At 70.9% G+C, this 12,700-nt stretch carries 15 protein-coding genes; 5 read left to right on the top strand and 10 right to left on the bottom strand.

Going from position 1 to position 12,700, the window contains the following annotated elements; all coding sequences use genetic code 11:
* Positions 1–69 precede the first annotated feature (69 nt).
* From ACTOWL_RS17155 to recA, 3 genes are all read right to left on the bottom strand, one after another.
* The gene (locus ACTOWL_RS17155; RefSeq protein ID WP_441322470.1) at positions 70–894 is read right to left on the bottom strand and encodes an NYN domain-containing protein; all 825 of its coding nucleotides are present in this window, start codon (positions 892–894) and stop codon (positions 70–72) included.
* An 82-nt stretch (positions 895–976) separates the two neighbouring features.
* Complete coding sequence (gltX, locus tag ACTOWL_RS17150; RefSeq protein WP_441322469.1) at positions 977–2,338, bottom strand: glutamate--tRNA ligase; 1,362 nt, start codon at positions 2,336–2,338, stop codon at positions 977–979.
* Between the two features lie 96 nt (positions 2,339–2,434).
* Entirely contained in the window at positions 2,435–3,511 is a 1,077-nt protein-coding gene (gene recA / locus ACTOWL_RS17145; RefSeq protein ID WP_441322468.1) for a recombinase RecA, read from the bottom strand.
* 169 nt (positions 3,512–3,680) lie between these two features.
* Here recA and ACTOWL_RS17140 point away from each other — a divergent pair, with 169 nt between their 5' ends.
* On the top strand, positions 3,681–4,547 hold the full coding sequence (locus ACTOWL_RS17140; protein WP_441322467.1) for an AraC family transcriptional regulator: 867 nt from the start codon (positions 3,681–3,683) through the stop codon (positions 4,545–4,547).
* A 59-nt stretch (positions 4,548–4,606) separates the two neighbouring features.
* Here ACTOWL_RS17140 and ACTOWL_RS17135 read toward each other — a convergent pair whose 3' ends face one another.
* Entirely contained in the window at positions 4,607–5,332 is a 726-nt protein-coding gene (locus ACTOWL_RS17135) for a hypothetical protein (RefSeq protein ID WP_441322466.1), read from the bottom strand.
* Positions 5,333–5,498: 166 nt separating this feature from the next.
* A complete protein-coding gene (gene dksA / locus ACTOWL_RS17130) occupies positions 5,499–5,918 on the bottom strand; it encodes an RNA polymerase-binding protein DksA (protein WP_441322465.1) in 420 nt (139 codons plus the stop codon).
* A 498-nt stretch (positions 5,919–6,416) separates the two neighbouring features.
* Between dksA and ACTOWL_RS17125 the strand changes: the two genes are divergently transcribed.
* Entirely contained in the window at positions 6,417–7,025 is a 609-nt protein-coding gene (locus ACTOWL_RS17125; RefSeq protein WP_441322464.1) for a hypothetical protein, read from the top strand.
* Between the two features lie 6 nt (positions 7,026–7,031).
* Here the strand turns inward: ACTOWL_RS17125 and ACTOWL_RS17120 are convergent, their stop codons facing one another.
* Positions 7,032–7,706, bottom strand: coding sequence for a hypothetical protein (locus ACTOWL_RS17120; protein ID WP_441322463.1), 675 nt, complete (start codon positions 7,704–7,706; stop codon positions 7,032–7,034).
* Between the two features lie 143 nt (positions 7,707–7,849).
* Here ACTOWL_RS17120 and ACTOWL_RS17115 point away from each other — a divergent pair, with 143 nt between their 5' ends.
* Positions 7,850–8,863, top strand: a complete 1,014-nt coding sequence (locus tag ACTOWL_RS17115; RefSeq protein WP_441322462.1) for a DUF4424 domain-containing protein — start codon at positions 7,850–7,852, stop codon at positions 8,861–8,863.
* Positions 8,864–8,875: 12 nt separating this feature from the next.
* On the opposite strand, the gene ACTOWL_RS17110 is transcribed toward ACTOWL_RS17115, so the two are convergent.
* Genes ACTOWL_RS17110 through ACTOWL_RS17095 form a run of 4 tightly spaced genes read right to left on the bottom strand, consistent with a single transcriptional unit; the run spans position 8,876 to position 10,714 of the window.
* Positions 8,876–9,301, bottom strand: coding sequence for a periplasmic heavy metal sensor (locus ACTOWL_RS17110; RefSeq protein ID WP_441322461.1), 426 nt, complete (start codon positions 9,299–9,301; stop codon positions 8,876–8,878).
* Positions 9,298–9,708 carry a hypothetical protein gene (locus ACTOWL_RS17105; protein ID WP_441322460.1) on the bottom strand — a complete coding sequence of 137 codons (411 nt, stop codon included), beginning with the start codon at positions 9,706–9,708 and terminating at the stop codon, positions 9,298–9,300. The genes ACTOWL_RS17110 and ACTOWL_RS17105 overlap by 4 nt, the downstream gene beginning before the upstream one ends.
* A 1-nt stretch (position 9,709) precedes the next feature.
* On the bottom strand, positions 9,710–10,270 hold the full coding sequence (locus ACTOWL_RS17100) for an RNA polymerase sigma factor (protein WP_441322459.1): 561 nt from the start codon (positions 10,268–10,270) through the stop codon (positions 9,710–9,712).
* Positions 10,271–10,273: 3 nt separating this feature from the next.
* Entirely contained in the window at positions 10,274–10,714 is a 441-nt protein-coding gene (locus ACTOWL_RS17095) for an EF-hand domain-containing protein (protein WP_441322458.1), read from the bottom strand.
* Between the two features lie 129 nt (positions 10,715–10,843).
* Here ACTOWL_RS17095 and ygfZ point away from each other — a divergent pair, with 129 nt between their 5' ends.
* On the top strand, positions 10,844–11,725 hold the full coding sequence (gene ygfZ / locus ACTOWL_RS17090) for a CAF17-like 4Fe-4S cluster assembly/insertion protein YgfZ (protein WP_441322457.1): 882 nt from the start codon (positions 10,844–10,846) through the stop codon (positions 11,723–11,725).
* Between the two features lie 83 nt (positions 11,726–11,808).
* On the top strand, positions 11,809–12,627 hold the full coding sequence (locus ACTOWL_RS17085; protein ID WP_441322456.1) for a c-type cytochrome: 819 nt from the start codon (positions 11,809–11,811) through the stop codon (positions 12,625–12,627).
* The last annotated feature ends 73 nt before the right edge of the window (positions 12,628–12,700 follow it).

The raw sequence follows: 12,700 nt of genomic DNA, 5'->3' as shown, positions 1-12,700 counted from the left end.
CGGTCGGGACCGCGACGATTACCAGATCAGGCCCCTGGCGTCCAAGGTTCCGGCCGCAGGGCAGCCCGATCAGCGACGCTTACCGAACCAGCCCTTGCGCTGCGGCACCATCGGGGTGCCGGCCATCAGCGGCGGGCCGGCGGGGGCGGCCTCAGGCTCGTCGAACTGGGCGGTCAGGGACGGGCGATGGGCGCGGGCCGACGCGGAAGGGTGCGGCGGTTCCGCCACCGCAGGCCCCAGCCGGGCCGCGCGGGCCGGTTCGGCCGGCGGCTTCAGGCGCAGGCGCGGCGCCGGTTCGGCCGGGCGCGCCTGGACCGGCGCCGGCTCGGGGCGAAGCGCCGGGGCGGCCGGGCGGGCGGCCGGTGCCGCCGCGGCCGGACGGATCTCGACCCGCGCCGGCGCCGGGTGGCCGAGCGTGGCGCAATCGACGAAACGGTCGCATTCCGACTGGAACAGCGGGTCCATGCGGCGGCCGGGGCCGATCGCGATCACCCGCTTGCCGTGGCGGCGCAGGCTGCGGACCAGCGGCAGCAGCGCCGCGCTGCCGGTCACCAGCACCACCGTGTCGATGCTGCGATCGAGCAGCGCCAGTTCCATGGCGTCGACCACCAGGCGCAACGAGGCCGCGTCGCGGCCCGGCTCGATCTCGGTGGTCTGCACCTGGTCGAAGCCGTGGCGATGGGCGACGCCGCGCAGCTCGGACAGCGTCGCCCAGTCGGCATAGGCGATGCGACGGGCCGGCCGGCAGACGGTGCCGAGCCCGACGAGGATGCGGGCAAGATCCTCGGGCCCATCATCGACGGACGCGGCGCCGGGCAGCGACGCGACATCGAGGAAGACCGCGGCCACCGGCAGCGCCGGGGTGTCCAGGGCAGGCGAAATCTCGTCGGTCATATCGGGTTCTTACTCCCGACCGCGGGTCGGCGCCAAGGGGGGTAGGGTCAAGTTTTAAGCAAGTTTTAACAGGATGGGGCGTTCACGCCACATCGCCGGAGAGCCGGGCCAGCGCCCGCTGCCGCCCGATCAGCGGCAGAAGGCCGCGCAGCTCCGGGCCGTGGTCGAGGCCGGTCAGGGCCAGGCGCAGGGTCAGGAACAGCGGCTTGCCCTTGACCCCGGTGCGGTCGCGCACCGCCGCCGTCCACGCGCCCCAGGTGGCGTCGTCCCAGGGTTCGGGCGGCAACAGCTCGGCCGCGGCGGACAGCAGGGCGGCATCGGCGACGACCGGGGTGACCGGGCCGGTGACCACCCGCCACCACTCGGCCGCGTCATCGAGCCGCTGCAGGTTCGGACGCAGCACCGCCCAGGCCGCCTCGTCGACGGCGCCGAGGCCGAGCGCCGCCAGCCGGTCGCGCACCGCCGCATAGGGCGTCTCATGCAGGATGCGGCCGTTCAGCCGCTCCAGCTCGGCCGGGTCGAAGCGCGGGATGGTGCGGGAGAATTTGGCGAAGTCGAACTCGGCGACCAGATCGTCAAGCGACAGCCGCGGCTCGATCGGGTCGGAGGTGCCGAGCTTGGCCAGCAGGCTGGTCACCGCCAGCGGCTCGATCCCCTGCTGCCGCAGGCTGCGCAGCGACAGGCTGCCCAGGCGCTTGGACAGGCCGTGGCCCTCGGCGTCGGCGATCAGCGAGAGATGGGCATAGGCCGGCGGCGCGGCGCCCAGCGCCTCGGCCAGCTGGATGTGCATGGCGGTGTTGGCGACATGGTCCTCGCCGCGCACCACCAGGGTGACGCCCATGTCGATGTCGTCGACCACCGAGCCGATGTGATAGAGCGCCCGCCCGTCCTCGCGCACCAGCACCGGGTCGGAGATGTCGCGGCCGTTGAAATGCACCCGGCCGCGGACCTTGTCGTCCCATTCGACCGGCGCATCCGCCATCTTGAAGCGCCAGTGCGGCCGGTGCCCTTCCGCCTCGAGCCGGGCCCGGTCGGCGTCGGTCAGGGCCAGCGCGGCGCGGTCGTAGAGCGGCGGCAGGCCGCGCGCCAAGAGGCTCTTGCGCTTGAGCTCCAGCTCCTCCGCCGATTCGTAGCAGGGGTAGAGCCGGCCGGCCGCCTTCAGCCGATCCTGCGCCGCCCGGTAGCGGTCGGTGCGGTCGGACTGGCGGGCGAAGCCGTCCCAGCCGAGACCGAGCCAGCGCAGATCCTGCTCGATCGCCGCGGCGAATTCGGCGCTGCCCCGCTCGGTGTCGGTGTCGTCGAGCCGCAGCAGGAAGCGCCCGCCGGTGGCGCGGGCGGCGAGCCAGCAGACCAGCGCGGTGCGGACGTTGCCGACATGCAGCAGGCCGGTCGGGCTGGGGGCGAAGCGGGTGATGATCGGGGCGGAGGTCGGCAAGTCGGTCATGGGCGGGGAGATAGCACGATCCGGCCGGTAACGGAAAAGGCCCGGAACCCCGGGCCTTTCCATCGCAGAGGGCGATCCGTCGGTCGTCGGCGGCGATCACTCGTCGCCGTCGACGCCGCCCTCCGGCCCGCCGGCGGCCATCATGCGGTCGGAGACCAGCCCGGCATTGGCCCGGATCTTGGCCTCGATCGCCTTCGCCGTCTCGGGATTGTCGCGCAGGAAGACCTTGGCGTTCTCGCGGCCCTGGCCGATGCGCTGGCCGTCATAGGAGAACCAGGCGCCCGACTTCTCCACCACCCCGGCCTGGACGCCGAGGTCGAGCAGCTCGCCGGTCTTCGAGATGCCTTCGCCATACATGATGTCGAATTCGACGGCGCGGAACGGCGGCGCCATCTTGTTCTTCACCACCTTGACCCGGGTCTGGTTGCCGGTGACGGTCTCACGGTCCTTGATCGCGCCGATGCGGCGGATGTCGAGCCGGATCGAGGAGTAGAACTTCAGCGCGTTGCCGCCCGACGTCGTCTCCGGATTGCCGAACATCACGCCGATCTTCAGCCGGATCTGGTTGATGAAGACGACCAGGCTGTTGGATTTCGAGATCGAGCCGGTGAGCTTGCGCATCGCCTGGCTCATCAGCCGGGCCTGCAGGCCGGGCTGGTTGTCGCCCATCTCGCCCTCGAGCTCGGCCCGCGGCACCAGCGCCGCCACCGAATCGATGACGATCACGTCGATCGCGCCGGAGCGGACCAGGGTGTCGGTGATCTCCAGCGCCTGTTCGCCGGCATCGGGCTGCGAGATCAGCAATTCGTCGATGTTGACGCCCAGCTTGCGGGCATAGGTCGGGTCGAGCGCATGCTCCGCATCGATATAGGCGCAGGTGCCGCCGGCCTTCTGCGCCTCGGCCACGGCGTGCAGCGCCAGCGTGGTCTTGCCCGAGCTTTCCGGTCCGTAGATCTCGACGATCCGGCCCTTCGGCAGGCCGCCGATGCCGAGCGCGATGTCGAGGCCCAGCGAGCCGGTCGAGATCACCTCCGCGTCGACCTGGGGCCGTGCCCCGAGCTTCATCACCGACCCCTTGCCGAAGGCGCGTTCGATCTGGGTCAGGGCGGCTTCCAGCGCCTTGGTCTTGTCCATCGGGGCTCTTTCCACAACGCGGAGAGTCGGGGTCGACATCACCAGTCCCTTCCAGTTGCATGGCGCCATACGCCGCGTCAATGCAGCTCTTGTACATGTTTTGTTCGCATCGAGCAAGGCCGGCTGTCCGAGGCCTCTTTCGCGGCCGCAGCTTCGCAAGCAGGATCAATCCGCTTCGGGCTAACACCAAGGCCGGGAGAACGAACCGATGCCCAAGGACGCCACGCTCGACCGCCACCTCGCCCGCATCCAGCGGGTGATCGACCACATCGTCGCCCATCTCGACGACCCGATCGACCTGGACCGGCTGGCGGAGGTGGCCTGCTTCTCGCCGTACCACTTCCACCGGGCCTACCGGTACCTGCTGGGCGAGACCGTGGCCGACACGGTGCGCCGGCTGCGCCTGCACCGCGCCGCCGGCACCCTCTTGGAAAGCGAGACGGCGGTGGCCCGCATCGCCCGCCGGGCGGGGTACGGCAGCACCGCCGCCTTCAGCCGGGCCTTCGCCGAGCGCTACGGCCAGCCGCCGGGAGCCTATCGCGGCACGCGCCGGTCATTCCCCTTCGACTCACCCGAAGGAGAGACAGCCATGCCCGACGTGACCTATCGCAGCCTGGCGCCGATCCGCGTCGCCGCCGTCCGCCACATCGGCCCCTATCTGGAGGTCGGCCGCAGCTTCGACATCCTGATGTCGTGGGCTCGCGCCCGCCAGCTGCTGCGCCCGGGGGCCCGCAGCCTGGGCATCTATTACGACGACCCGGCGGCAATGCCGCCCGACGCACTCCGCTCCGACGCCTGCCTGGAGGTGCCGGAAGGCGTCGCCGGCGAAAGCGAGGTCGCCCTCCGCACCGTCGCCGGCGGGCCGCACGCGGTGCTGCGCCACACCGGCCCCTATGCCGAGCTGGAGCGGTCCTATGCCTGGCTGTACCGGACCTGGCTGCCGACCAGCGGCGCCGAGCCGGCGGAGGCGCCGATCTTCGAGGAGTATCTGAACGACCCGCGCAGCACCCCGGCCGCGGCGCTGATCACCGACATCCACCTGCCGATCCGGGCGGTTCCAGGAGGGCACGGCTGATAATGCCGGAAGGCCGGATCAGGGAATGATCCGGCCTTCCGCGCTGGTCCGATCAGACCTCAGAACGGATAGACGTCGCCGGTCGGCAGCCGGTCCACGGCCAGCGGCAGCGTGGCGTTGGGCTTGCAGGTCACCGCCCGCCGCCAGCTCGGCTCCGCGGCGGTGGCGTAGGAGCCTTCGGGATACGGGCCGGGGGCCTCCGCCGAGACCGGGTTCGGGCCGGTCGGCACGTTGATCGTCTCATAGGACGGCACGCGCTGCGGCTGCTCGCCGGCGGCGACAGGGGCCGCGGCGAAGGGGATGTAGGTGTCGTCCGACTGATCCTCGACCGACGGTCCGGCCGCGCGGCGCGCGGCGCGGCGGTCGCGCGCCGAGGACACCGGAGCCATGGCCACGACCGGCCCCTGGAATCGCGCCGCCGCGGCGGGCGGAACGATGTAGGGCTGTCCCGGCACAGTCGGGGCCGAGGCGGCCGGCACGAAAGCAGGAGCAGCAACCGGCGCCAGCGCGACCGGCTGCCCCGGCGCCGCCGCTTCGACCGGATAGCAGTTCGGCACCGGCAGGCACTGGAAGGTCGCCCCCTTGCGGCCCTCGACCACGTCCTCGACCTTGAACACGGCCAGGCGGTTGATCTGGGCGCATTGCGAGTTGGCGTAGATGGCGGCCTGATCCGCACTGTTGATGAAACCCGCATAGTCGACGCGAGTCTCCTTCGGCGTCACCGGATCGATCCCGCAGCCCGAGACGGCGAGAACGGCGGCGAAAAGCGCTGCGCCACGAAGCATCGAATACCCTCGATCTGAAAGCCCCTCGCCGCCACCCTAACACGGACACGCAGCGAGGCGGAGACGAGAACCGCGCCTTTCGGCCCGAGACACGCAAACGATAACGGCGCTTCTCGGCCCAAGACACGCCAACGACAACGGCGCCTCTCGGCGCCGCGGGGATCGGTCAATCGTCGCGGTGGGTGCGTTCCAGCCGCTCGTGGCGCTCCTGCGCCTCGAGGCTGAGGGTCGCGGTCGGCCGCGCCTCCAGCCGCTTGACGCCGATCGGCTCGCCCGTCTCCTCGCAGAAGCCGTAGGAGCCGTCCTCGATCCGCCGCATCGCGGAGTCGATCTTGGACAGGAGCTTGCGCTCGCGGTCGCGGGTCCTGAGCTCGAGCGAACGGTCGGTCTCGGCGGAGGCCCGATCGGTCAGATCCGGCTCCTGGATGCCGCCATCCTGCAGGCTGCTCAGGGTCGCGTTGGATTCGGCGAGGAGGTCGGCCCGCCACTTCAGAAGCTTGCGCCGGAAATATTCCAGCATCATCGGATTCATGAAGTCTTCATCATCCGACGGCCGATAATCCGGGGGCAGAAGCATCGCTGTCATCGCAACAACCACTCACTGTCTGACGTGCCGGCCTTCGTCCGAGCCTAAGCGGCGCGGAGTATAGGGAGACGCCGGAACGGAAACAATCGAAACGATGCGCGGATCGTGTTTTATAATGCGCTGTTTTTGTTGGACTTTTAACGACCGCACAAGATCCGTCGCCCCCGGACGCCGCTTCGCCTCGCAGCATCGGGGTGCCGCAGCGACCCACCGGCATCAGGGCCGGCCGGGCACATTGCGGCATGCGGCGCCCTGATAGCGCCGAACGGGGCGGGAACGCAAGGGGATCAGAGTGTGGCGGCAATCCGACCGGCCATGCGCCGGGCGAAAGGCTGCGCCCGAGCGCCTCCCCATTCCTCTCTCCATCAGCGCAATTCGGCCCCAATCCCACCGTCTTCTGGGCCGAAGGCGCCATCAGACGGGGAGAGGCAAATGAGCCTGGAACCGGATGGTCGCGGGCGGCCTTCGACGCGCGGCCCGGCCGGACGGCGCTGCAGAATGCTGCTGCCGATCCTGCTGGCCGGCGCGGCGGCCGGCTGCGCCCCGAAGACCGAGCCGCCCCCGCCATCGCCGCCGGGCACGGCCCAGAAGGACCGGATGGCCGAGATGCTTCAGGTTCCCATCCCCCAGGGATGGATCCTGGCCAATCGCGGCCCGATGCCGGGCATGATCCTGTCCGAATACGTTCCTGCCGGCCAGACCGTGGACCGGTGGACCGACATGATCGCGGTGATGACCATCGATCGCCGGGCGGCGCCTTCGCTGGCGGTGCTGGCGGAGAGACTGGATCAGAGGTTCCGGGCCGGGCCGGGATGCGCCGTGGCGCCACTCGTGGAGCCGCCGACGGTCCGGTCCGACGGTCCCTACCCCTATGCCGCCCAGGCGGTTCTCTGCGGCAGGACCGAACGGTGGGGCAAAGGCGAGTACATGGTGCACCGGATGATCGAGGGCCGTGATGCCTATTATGACATCCAGCGCTCCTGGCGCCTGCCGCCGGCGGCGACGAGTGCGGATCTGCCGGTGACGGCAGAGATGCGCGACGAGGCCATCGGGTTTCTGTGGACCGCCGCCGTCTGCGACAACCGCCTGCCGGACCGCAAATGCTAGGCCACCTTACTTTCCCGGCAACCGGACGAACTGGCTGAGGAAGATTACCAGGGCGCAGCCGATCGGGAACAGCACCTCGTTGACGCCGACACCGACCATCCGCGGCAGCTCGGGCGTGGCGCCGCCGGCCGAGAGGGCCTGCCAGGTCAGGGCGGTGATGGTGCCGCCGAACACCAGCCCGGTCGCGGCACCCGCCAGCAGGAACGGCGCCGGCCCCTTCGCCCCGCGCTGCACCATCCGCCCCAGCAGCCAGCCCAGCAGGCCGTATTCGACCGCCTTGACCGCGGCGATGACGACGAGCGGCACAACGGCGGGCTGGCCGACGGCGCCGAGCGACGCCGCCATCACCTTCTGCCCGGCATTGGCCGCGCCGATCGCGACCGGGGTGCAGATCGCGGCCAGGATCCCGGCCAGCACGGCCCGCAGTTTGACCAGGACGGTGCCCATGCTGACGCCGAAGCAGACCAGGACGGACCAGGTGATGCCCTGCACCAGATCGGCCAGGAACCGGATCCCGGGGATCTGGCCCCCGGCCGAGACCCGCGCCGACAGCACCAGCGCCTGCATGGCGAAGCCGAGCAGGATCGCCAGCCAGGCGATCGTGACGATCTTCCGCACGGTGTACCAGGAGACGCCGGTCTCCGCCCCGCCGTGGTCGAGGGATGCGTTCTCCGCAGCCATGAGGGTCTCCGCGACATCATTGGTCAGCAGGCCTCTGCTTACGGCACTCGCTCTCCGCCCCCTGTTCCCGAGGGAACGGCGCCCTGGAAAAGCCCGATCCGGCGCGCGACATTGCAGCGGGAGCCGACTGCCGTGAGCCGATCGTGACCACCGCCTTCACCGCCCTTTCGCTCGGCCTGGCCGCCCTCCTCGCCCCGCTGGCCGGCGCCTCGGCCAATGATTCGACGGCCGAGCTGGCCGCCGGCGGGCTGGTCCTGACCCGGACCGCCGACATCGAGATGAGGTCCGAGGACCTGTATGTCTCGGCCCAGGAGATCCGGGTCAGCTACCGCTTCTTCAACCGCGCGGCGCAGGACAAGACCGTGACCGTCGCCTTCCCGATGCCGGACGTGACGCTCGACTTCATCGGCGGGCTGACCGCCGTGCCGCATCCCGGCAGCGAGAACTTCCTGGATTTCTCGACCAAGGCCGACGGCAGGCCGGTGGCGACCGAGGTCGAGATCAAGGCCTTCGCCGAGGGCGTCGACCAGACGGCGCTGCTGCGCAAGCTGGGCGTGCCGCTGTATCCCGATGCCGATTATGACGGCCTGACCGCGCTGCCGAAGGCGCAGCGGGACGAGCTGATCGGGCTCGGCCTCGCCGCCGTCAACGAATTCGATTCCGGCCAGGGCTGGGAGCAGCATGTCGTCCCGAGCTGGACGCTGAAGACCACCTACCACTTCCAGCAGACCTTCCCCGCCGGGCGCGAGGTGGTGATCGAGCACCGCTACACGCCCGCCGCCGGATCGAGCGTCGGGTCGGTGATCGGCTCGCCCTATGCCGCCGGCACCCCCGAACATGCGGACGACGTGCGGCGCTACTGCATCGACCGGAGCTTCCTCGCCGCGGTCGAGCGGGCGCAGGCCAAGGCCGGCCAGGACGGCATGCCGTTCAGCGAGCAGCGGGTTTCCTACATCCTGACGACCGGCGCGAATTGGGCGGCGCCGATCAAGGACTTCCGGCTGGTGGTCGATAAGGGCGACGCCCGGAACCTGGTCAGCTTCTGCGCCGAGGGGGTGAAGAAGATCTCGCCAACCCGGTTCGAGGTGCGGCAGACCGACTTCACCCCCAGCGCGGACCTCGACGTGCTGATCCTGCGGCCGATCGCGCCCCAGTAGGAGTCGCAGGCCCTACAGCCGCCAGAGCGCGCTGCGCCGTTCCAGCATCTTCCGCCGCTGCTCGGCCGGCAGCTTGGGCATGATCTCGAGCACCGTCCCCTCCACCACGTCGCGGAGCTCGTTGAACTTGTCGCTCATCGCCGCCAGCGCCGCGGCGGCCTTGGCGGGGTCATAGGGGTCGGCCGACATCGCCTCGGTCGTCGCCGTGCGCAACTGGCCCAGGTCGTCCAAAATCGCCTTGCGCTCGGCGCGGCGCTGGTCGAGCAGATGCCCCAGCGTGGTGCGGTCGGGCTCCGGCAGGGTCGCGACGGCCTCGGCCAGCGCCGACGGATCGGACCGTGAATCCGAGCGCCACAGCCAGGTGCCGAGCACGCCGAGCAGAAGGAGGTTGAGCGCGAGCGAGGCGACGAGGGCCCAGCGCCACGAGCGTGCAATCACGGCGTTCCTCCGAAGGGCGACACGTCGTCGGCCAGGGCATAGCCGAGGGTCGACCAGTCGTCGTCATTGGCCTGCACCGTCGGCACCATGGCGCCGAGATAGACGCCCACCACCAGCGCGGCGGCGAAGGCGACCGCCGGCCGCCAGGACAGGATTTCCGAAATCCAGCGGCGCGGCCGCGGCGCCGCGTCGAGGATGCGGCCGAGCATCGCCGCCGAGGGTGGAGCCACCCGCAGATCGTTGAGCGCGGCGGCCACCGCCCGGGCGTCGGCCATGGCGGATCGCGCCTCGGCCGAGGCCGCCAGCAGCGCCTCCGCCCCGTCCTGATCGGAGGCGGGCCATCGGTCGATCACCGGACCGTGCCGGTCGAGCAGATCGAGGAACCGATCGAGCGTCATCTCGGCCATGTCACACCTCTCCCATCAGATCGGCCCGTTCCGCCGCCAGGGCCTGGCGGAGGGCGCGCCGGCCGCGCGCCAGGAGCGATTCCACCGCCTCGACCCCGACCCCGAGGGCCTCGCCGATCTCACGATTGCCGTGGCCCTCGTAGTGGCTGAGCAGAATCGCCGCCCGCTGCCGCTCGGGCAGCTGGGCCAGCGCCTCCCCGACCCGGCGCGAGACCCGGGCGCGCTGCAGCCCGGCCTCGGCGCCGGCAGCGGGGTCCGGCGGCTCCGGCACCGCGTCGAGCGCCACCGAAGGCTGCCGCCGCAACCGGTCGATCGCCCGGTTGTAGGTGACGCGGGTGAGCCAGGTCGAGACCGTGGCGCTGCCGTCCGGCCGCCAGCGCCCGGCCTCCTTCCACAAGGCCAGGAACGCGTCCTGGGCCACGTCCTCGGCATCGGCGCGGCTGCCCAGCATGCGTTGGGCGAAGGCGAGCAGGCGTCCGAGATGCCGGTCGACCAGGCGGCGGCAGGCGGCGGCGTCTCCCGCCGCCACCGCCGCCACCAGGGCATCGTCGCTCTCGGCCACGCTTCAGTTGCGGTGAGTCTTGAGGTCATCGATCGACAGAACACCCGTCTTGTCGGTGTCGCGGCGGTCGAAGCGGGCCAGAGCCGGCGCCTCGAATTCAGCCGCGGTCACCTTGCCGTCCTTGTTCGCATCGAGCTTGTCGAAGCGCTGTTCCAGGCGGGGGCGGATCTTCGCGATCATGGCGTCGACATACTGCGCCTCGGTCAGCGCCCCGTCACCTGCCGTGTCCAGCGTCTTGAACCGCGCCTCGGACCAGGCCAGAACCTCCGTCCGCTCGATCTTGCCGTCCTTGTTGGTGTCGAGCTGGCGGAAGAAGCCGCCGCGCCAGCCACCGTCCGGCGCGCCCTGGGCGGCCGCCATGGCGGTGCCGGCGACGAGGGCGAGCAGCGCGGAACCGACAATCCACTTCGTCTTCATGGTGCTCTCGACATTGCGCACCGCCATGGGTGCCTGATGTCCCCTTCACGACGCAGCGCGCCGCTTCCGTCGCAAGTCAGACTCGCAGGCGCTTGCGCTACCACCGGACTTGGCCCACCTCTTCCTGCAGATGCCGATCCGCAACCGGGCGATGCCATGGCCGAATTCACCTTCCTGGAGCGCGACGTCCTGCGCCTGACCGGCGAGGACCGGGCCGCCTTCCTGCAGGGGCTGGTCTCCAACGACATGCGGAAGGTGGCGCCGGACCGTGCCGTCTTCGCCGCCTTCCTGACGCCGCAGGGCAAGTATCTGCACGATTTCCACGTGGTCGCGCTGGGCGATGCCTGGCTGCTCGACTGCGAGGCCGGGCGCGGCGCCGACCTGTTCCGGCGGCTGCGGATGTACAAGCTGCGCTCCAAGGTCGAGCTGGCCGACGTCACCGCCGACTGGACGGTGGCGGCGATCCCGGGCGAGGCCGGCAACGCCGCCCTTGGCCTGCCGAATGAGCCGGGGGCCACGCGGGCCCTGGCCGACGGCATCGCCCATGTCGACGCCCGGACGGCGGCGCTCGGCGCCCGGGCGCTGCTGCCGAAGGCGACGGCCAGGGCCGCGCTGGAAGGCCTCGGCCTGGCCGAGGCCGGCCCGGAGGCCTGGGACCGGCTGCGCCTGACCCTCGGCGTGCCGGACGGCAGCCGCGACTTGGTGCCCGAGAAGACGGTGCTGCTGGAGGCGAATTACGACTCGCTGAACGCGATCGCCTGGGACAAGGGCTGCTACATGGGCCAGGAGCTGACCGCCCGCACCCGCTATCGCGGCCTGCTGAAGAAGCGGCTGGCGCCGGTGCTGTTGGATGGCCCGGCGCCGGAGCCCGGCACGCTGATCCTGCGCGACGGCCGCGAAGCCGGCGAGATGCGGTCGAGCCGTGACGGCATCGGCCTGGCGCTGCTGCGGCTGGAGGCGCTGGAGGACGACGCCGGGCCGCTGCTGGCCGGCGACACATCGATCCGCCCTGCGGCCCCAGCCGGAAAGGCGGCCTGACCCGTCCGCGCGCTGGCGACTCACCCCGGTGGCATGGTTTCCTATCCCTCGCGGCGCATTCTCGCTGCAAGGGGGAGGCAATCATGCGCATTTTTGCTGTCATCGGCCTGCTGCTGTGGGCCGCCACCGCCGGTGCTGCCGAGCCGGCGCTGGACCTGACCATCGGCGGCGAGACCCGCCATTTCACCCGCGACCAGCTGCTGGCCCGGCCCGACGCCGCCACCATCGAGGTGGCGAAGGATGCCATCTACGGCCGCGCCATGACCTATCGCGCCGTGCCGGCGGCAGGGCTGATCGCCGGCCTGACGCCGCCGCCCGACACCGTGATCGAGGCGGTGGCGACGGACGGCTACGCGGCGCAGCTGCCGGTCGACCTGATCCTCAACACCGATTCGAGTTCCGTGATCGCCTGGGTGGCGGTCGAGCCGGCGGACGCCCCTTGGCCCGCCCTGCCGGACAAGACGGTCAGCGCCGGCACCTTCTACCTGGTGTGGACCGGCGACCAGGCCGCGACGGTGCGCAGCGAGCAATGGCCCTATCAGATGGCCAGGCTGGCGACCCAGCCCTCCCCCGCCGCGCGCTGGCCGGAGCTGGCGGTCGATGCGGCCCTGACGGCGGCCGACCCGATCCGCAGCGGCCAGACGCTGTTCGTCACCCAATGCCTGGTCTGCCACAAGCTGAACGGCGCCGGGTCGGCCGAGGTCGGGCCGGACCTGAACCGGCCGATGAACCCGATCGAATACCTGGCGCCGGCGGCGCTGCACGCGCTGATCCGCGACCCGGCCACGGTGCGCGACTGGCCGGACCGCAAGATGCAGGGCTTCACGCCGGAGCAGATGAGCGACCGGGAGATCGAACAGGTGATCGCCTATCTCCGCCATATGGCGGGACGAAAGGGCTGAAGACGCTCCCTTCCCCGTTTCCGCCGGGGCCGGATCTACTCTAGGGTCGTTCCAACCCGCGTTTCCCAGAGGA

This window comes from Inquilinus sp. CA228 (genome assembly GCF_052078665.1).
Classification (GTDB): domain Bacteria; phylum Pseudomonadota; class Alphaproteobacteria; order DSM-16000; family Inquilinaceae; genus Inquilinus.
This window is presented reverse-complemented; position numbering and strand designations above follow the sequence as displayed.

Bases quoted from the DNA above. Each gene is read 5' to 3' on its own strand.
- ACTOWL_RS17155 (WP_441322470.1), bottom strand. From the start codon at position 894: ATGACCGACGAGATTTCGCCTGCCCTGGACACCCCGGCGCTGCCGGTG.
- gltX (WP_441322469.1), bottom strand. From the start codon at position 2,338: ATGACCGACTTGCCGACCTCCGCCCCGATCATCACCCGCTTCGCCCCC.
- recA (WP_441322468.1), bottom strand. From the start codon at position 3,511: ATGTCGACCCCGACTCTCCGCGTTGTGGAAAGAGCCCCGATGGACAAG.
- ACTOWL_RS17140 (WP_441322467.1), top strand. From the start codon at position 3,681: ATGCCCAAGGACGCCACGCTCGACCGCCACCTCGCCCGCATCCAGCGG.
- ACTOWL_RS17135 (WP_441322466.1), bottom strand. From the start codon at position 5,332: ATGCTTCGTGGCGCAGCGCTTTTCGCCGCCGTTCTCGCCGTCTCGGGC.
- dksA (WP_441322465.1), bottom strand. From the start codon at position 5,918: ATGACAGCGATGCTTCTGCCCCCGGATTATCGGCCGTCGGATGATGAA.
- ACTOWL_RS17125 (WP_441322464.1), top strand. From the start codon at position 6,417: ATGCTGCTGCCGATCCTGCTGGCCGGCGCGGCGGCCGGCTGCGCCCCG.
- ACTOWL_RS17120 (WP_441322463.1), bottom strand. From the start codon at position 7,706: ATGGCTGCGGAGAACGCATCCCTCGACCACGGCGGGGCGGAGACCGGC.
- ACTOWL_RS17105 (WP_441322460.1), bottom strand. From the start codon at position 9,708: ATGGCCGAGATGACGCTCGATCGGTTCCTCGATCTGCTCGACCGGCAC.
- ACTOWL_RS17095 (WP_441322458.1), bottom strand. From the start codon at position 10,714: ATGGCGGTGCGCAATGTCGAGAGCACCATGAAGACGAAGTGGATTGTC.
- ygfZ (WP_441322457.1), top strand. From the start codon at position 10,844: ATGGCCGAATTCACCTTCCTGGAGCGCGACGTCCTGCGCCTGACCGGC.
- ACTOWL_RS17085 (WP_441322456.1), top strand. From the start codon at position 11,809: ATGCGCATTTTTGCTGTCATCGGCCTGCTGCTGTGGGCCGCCACCGCC.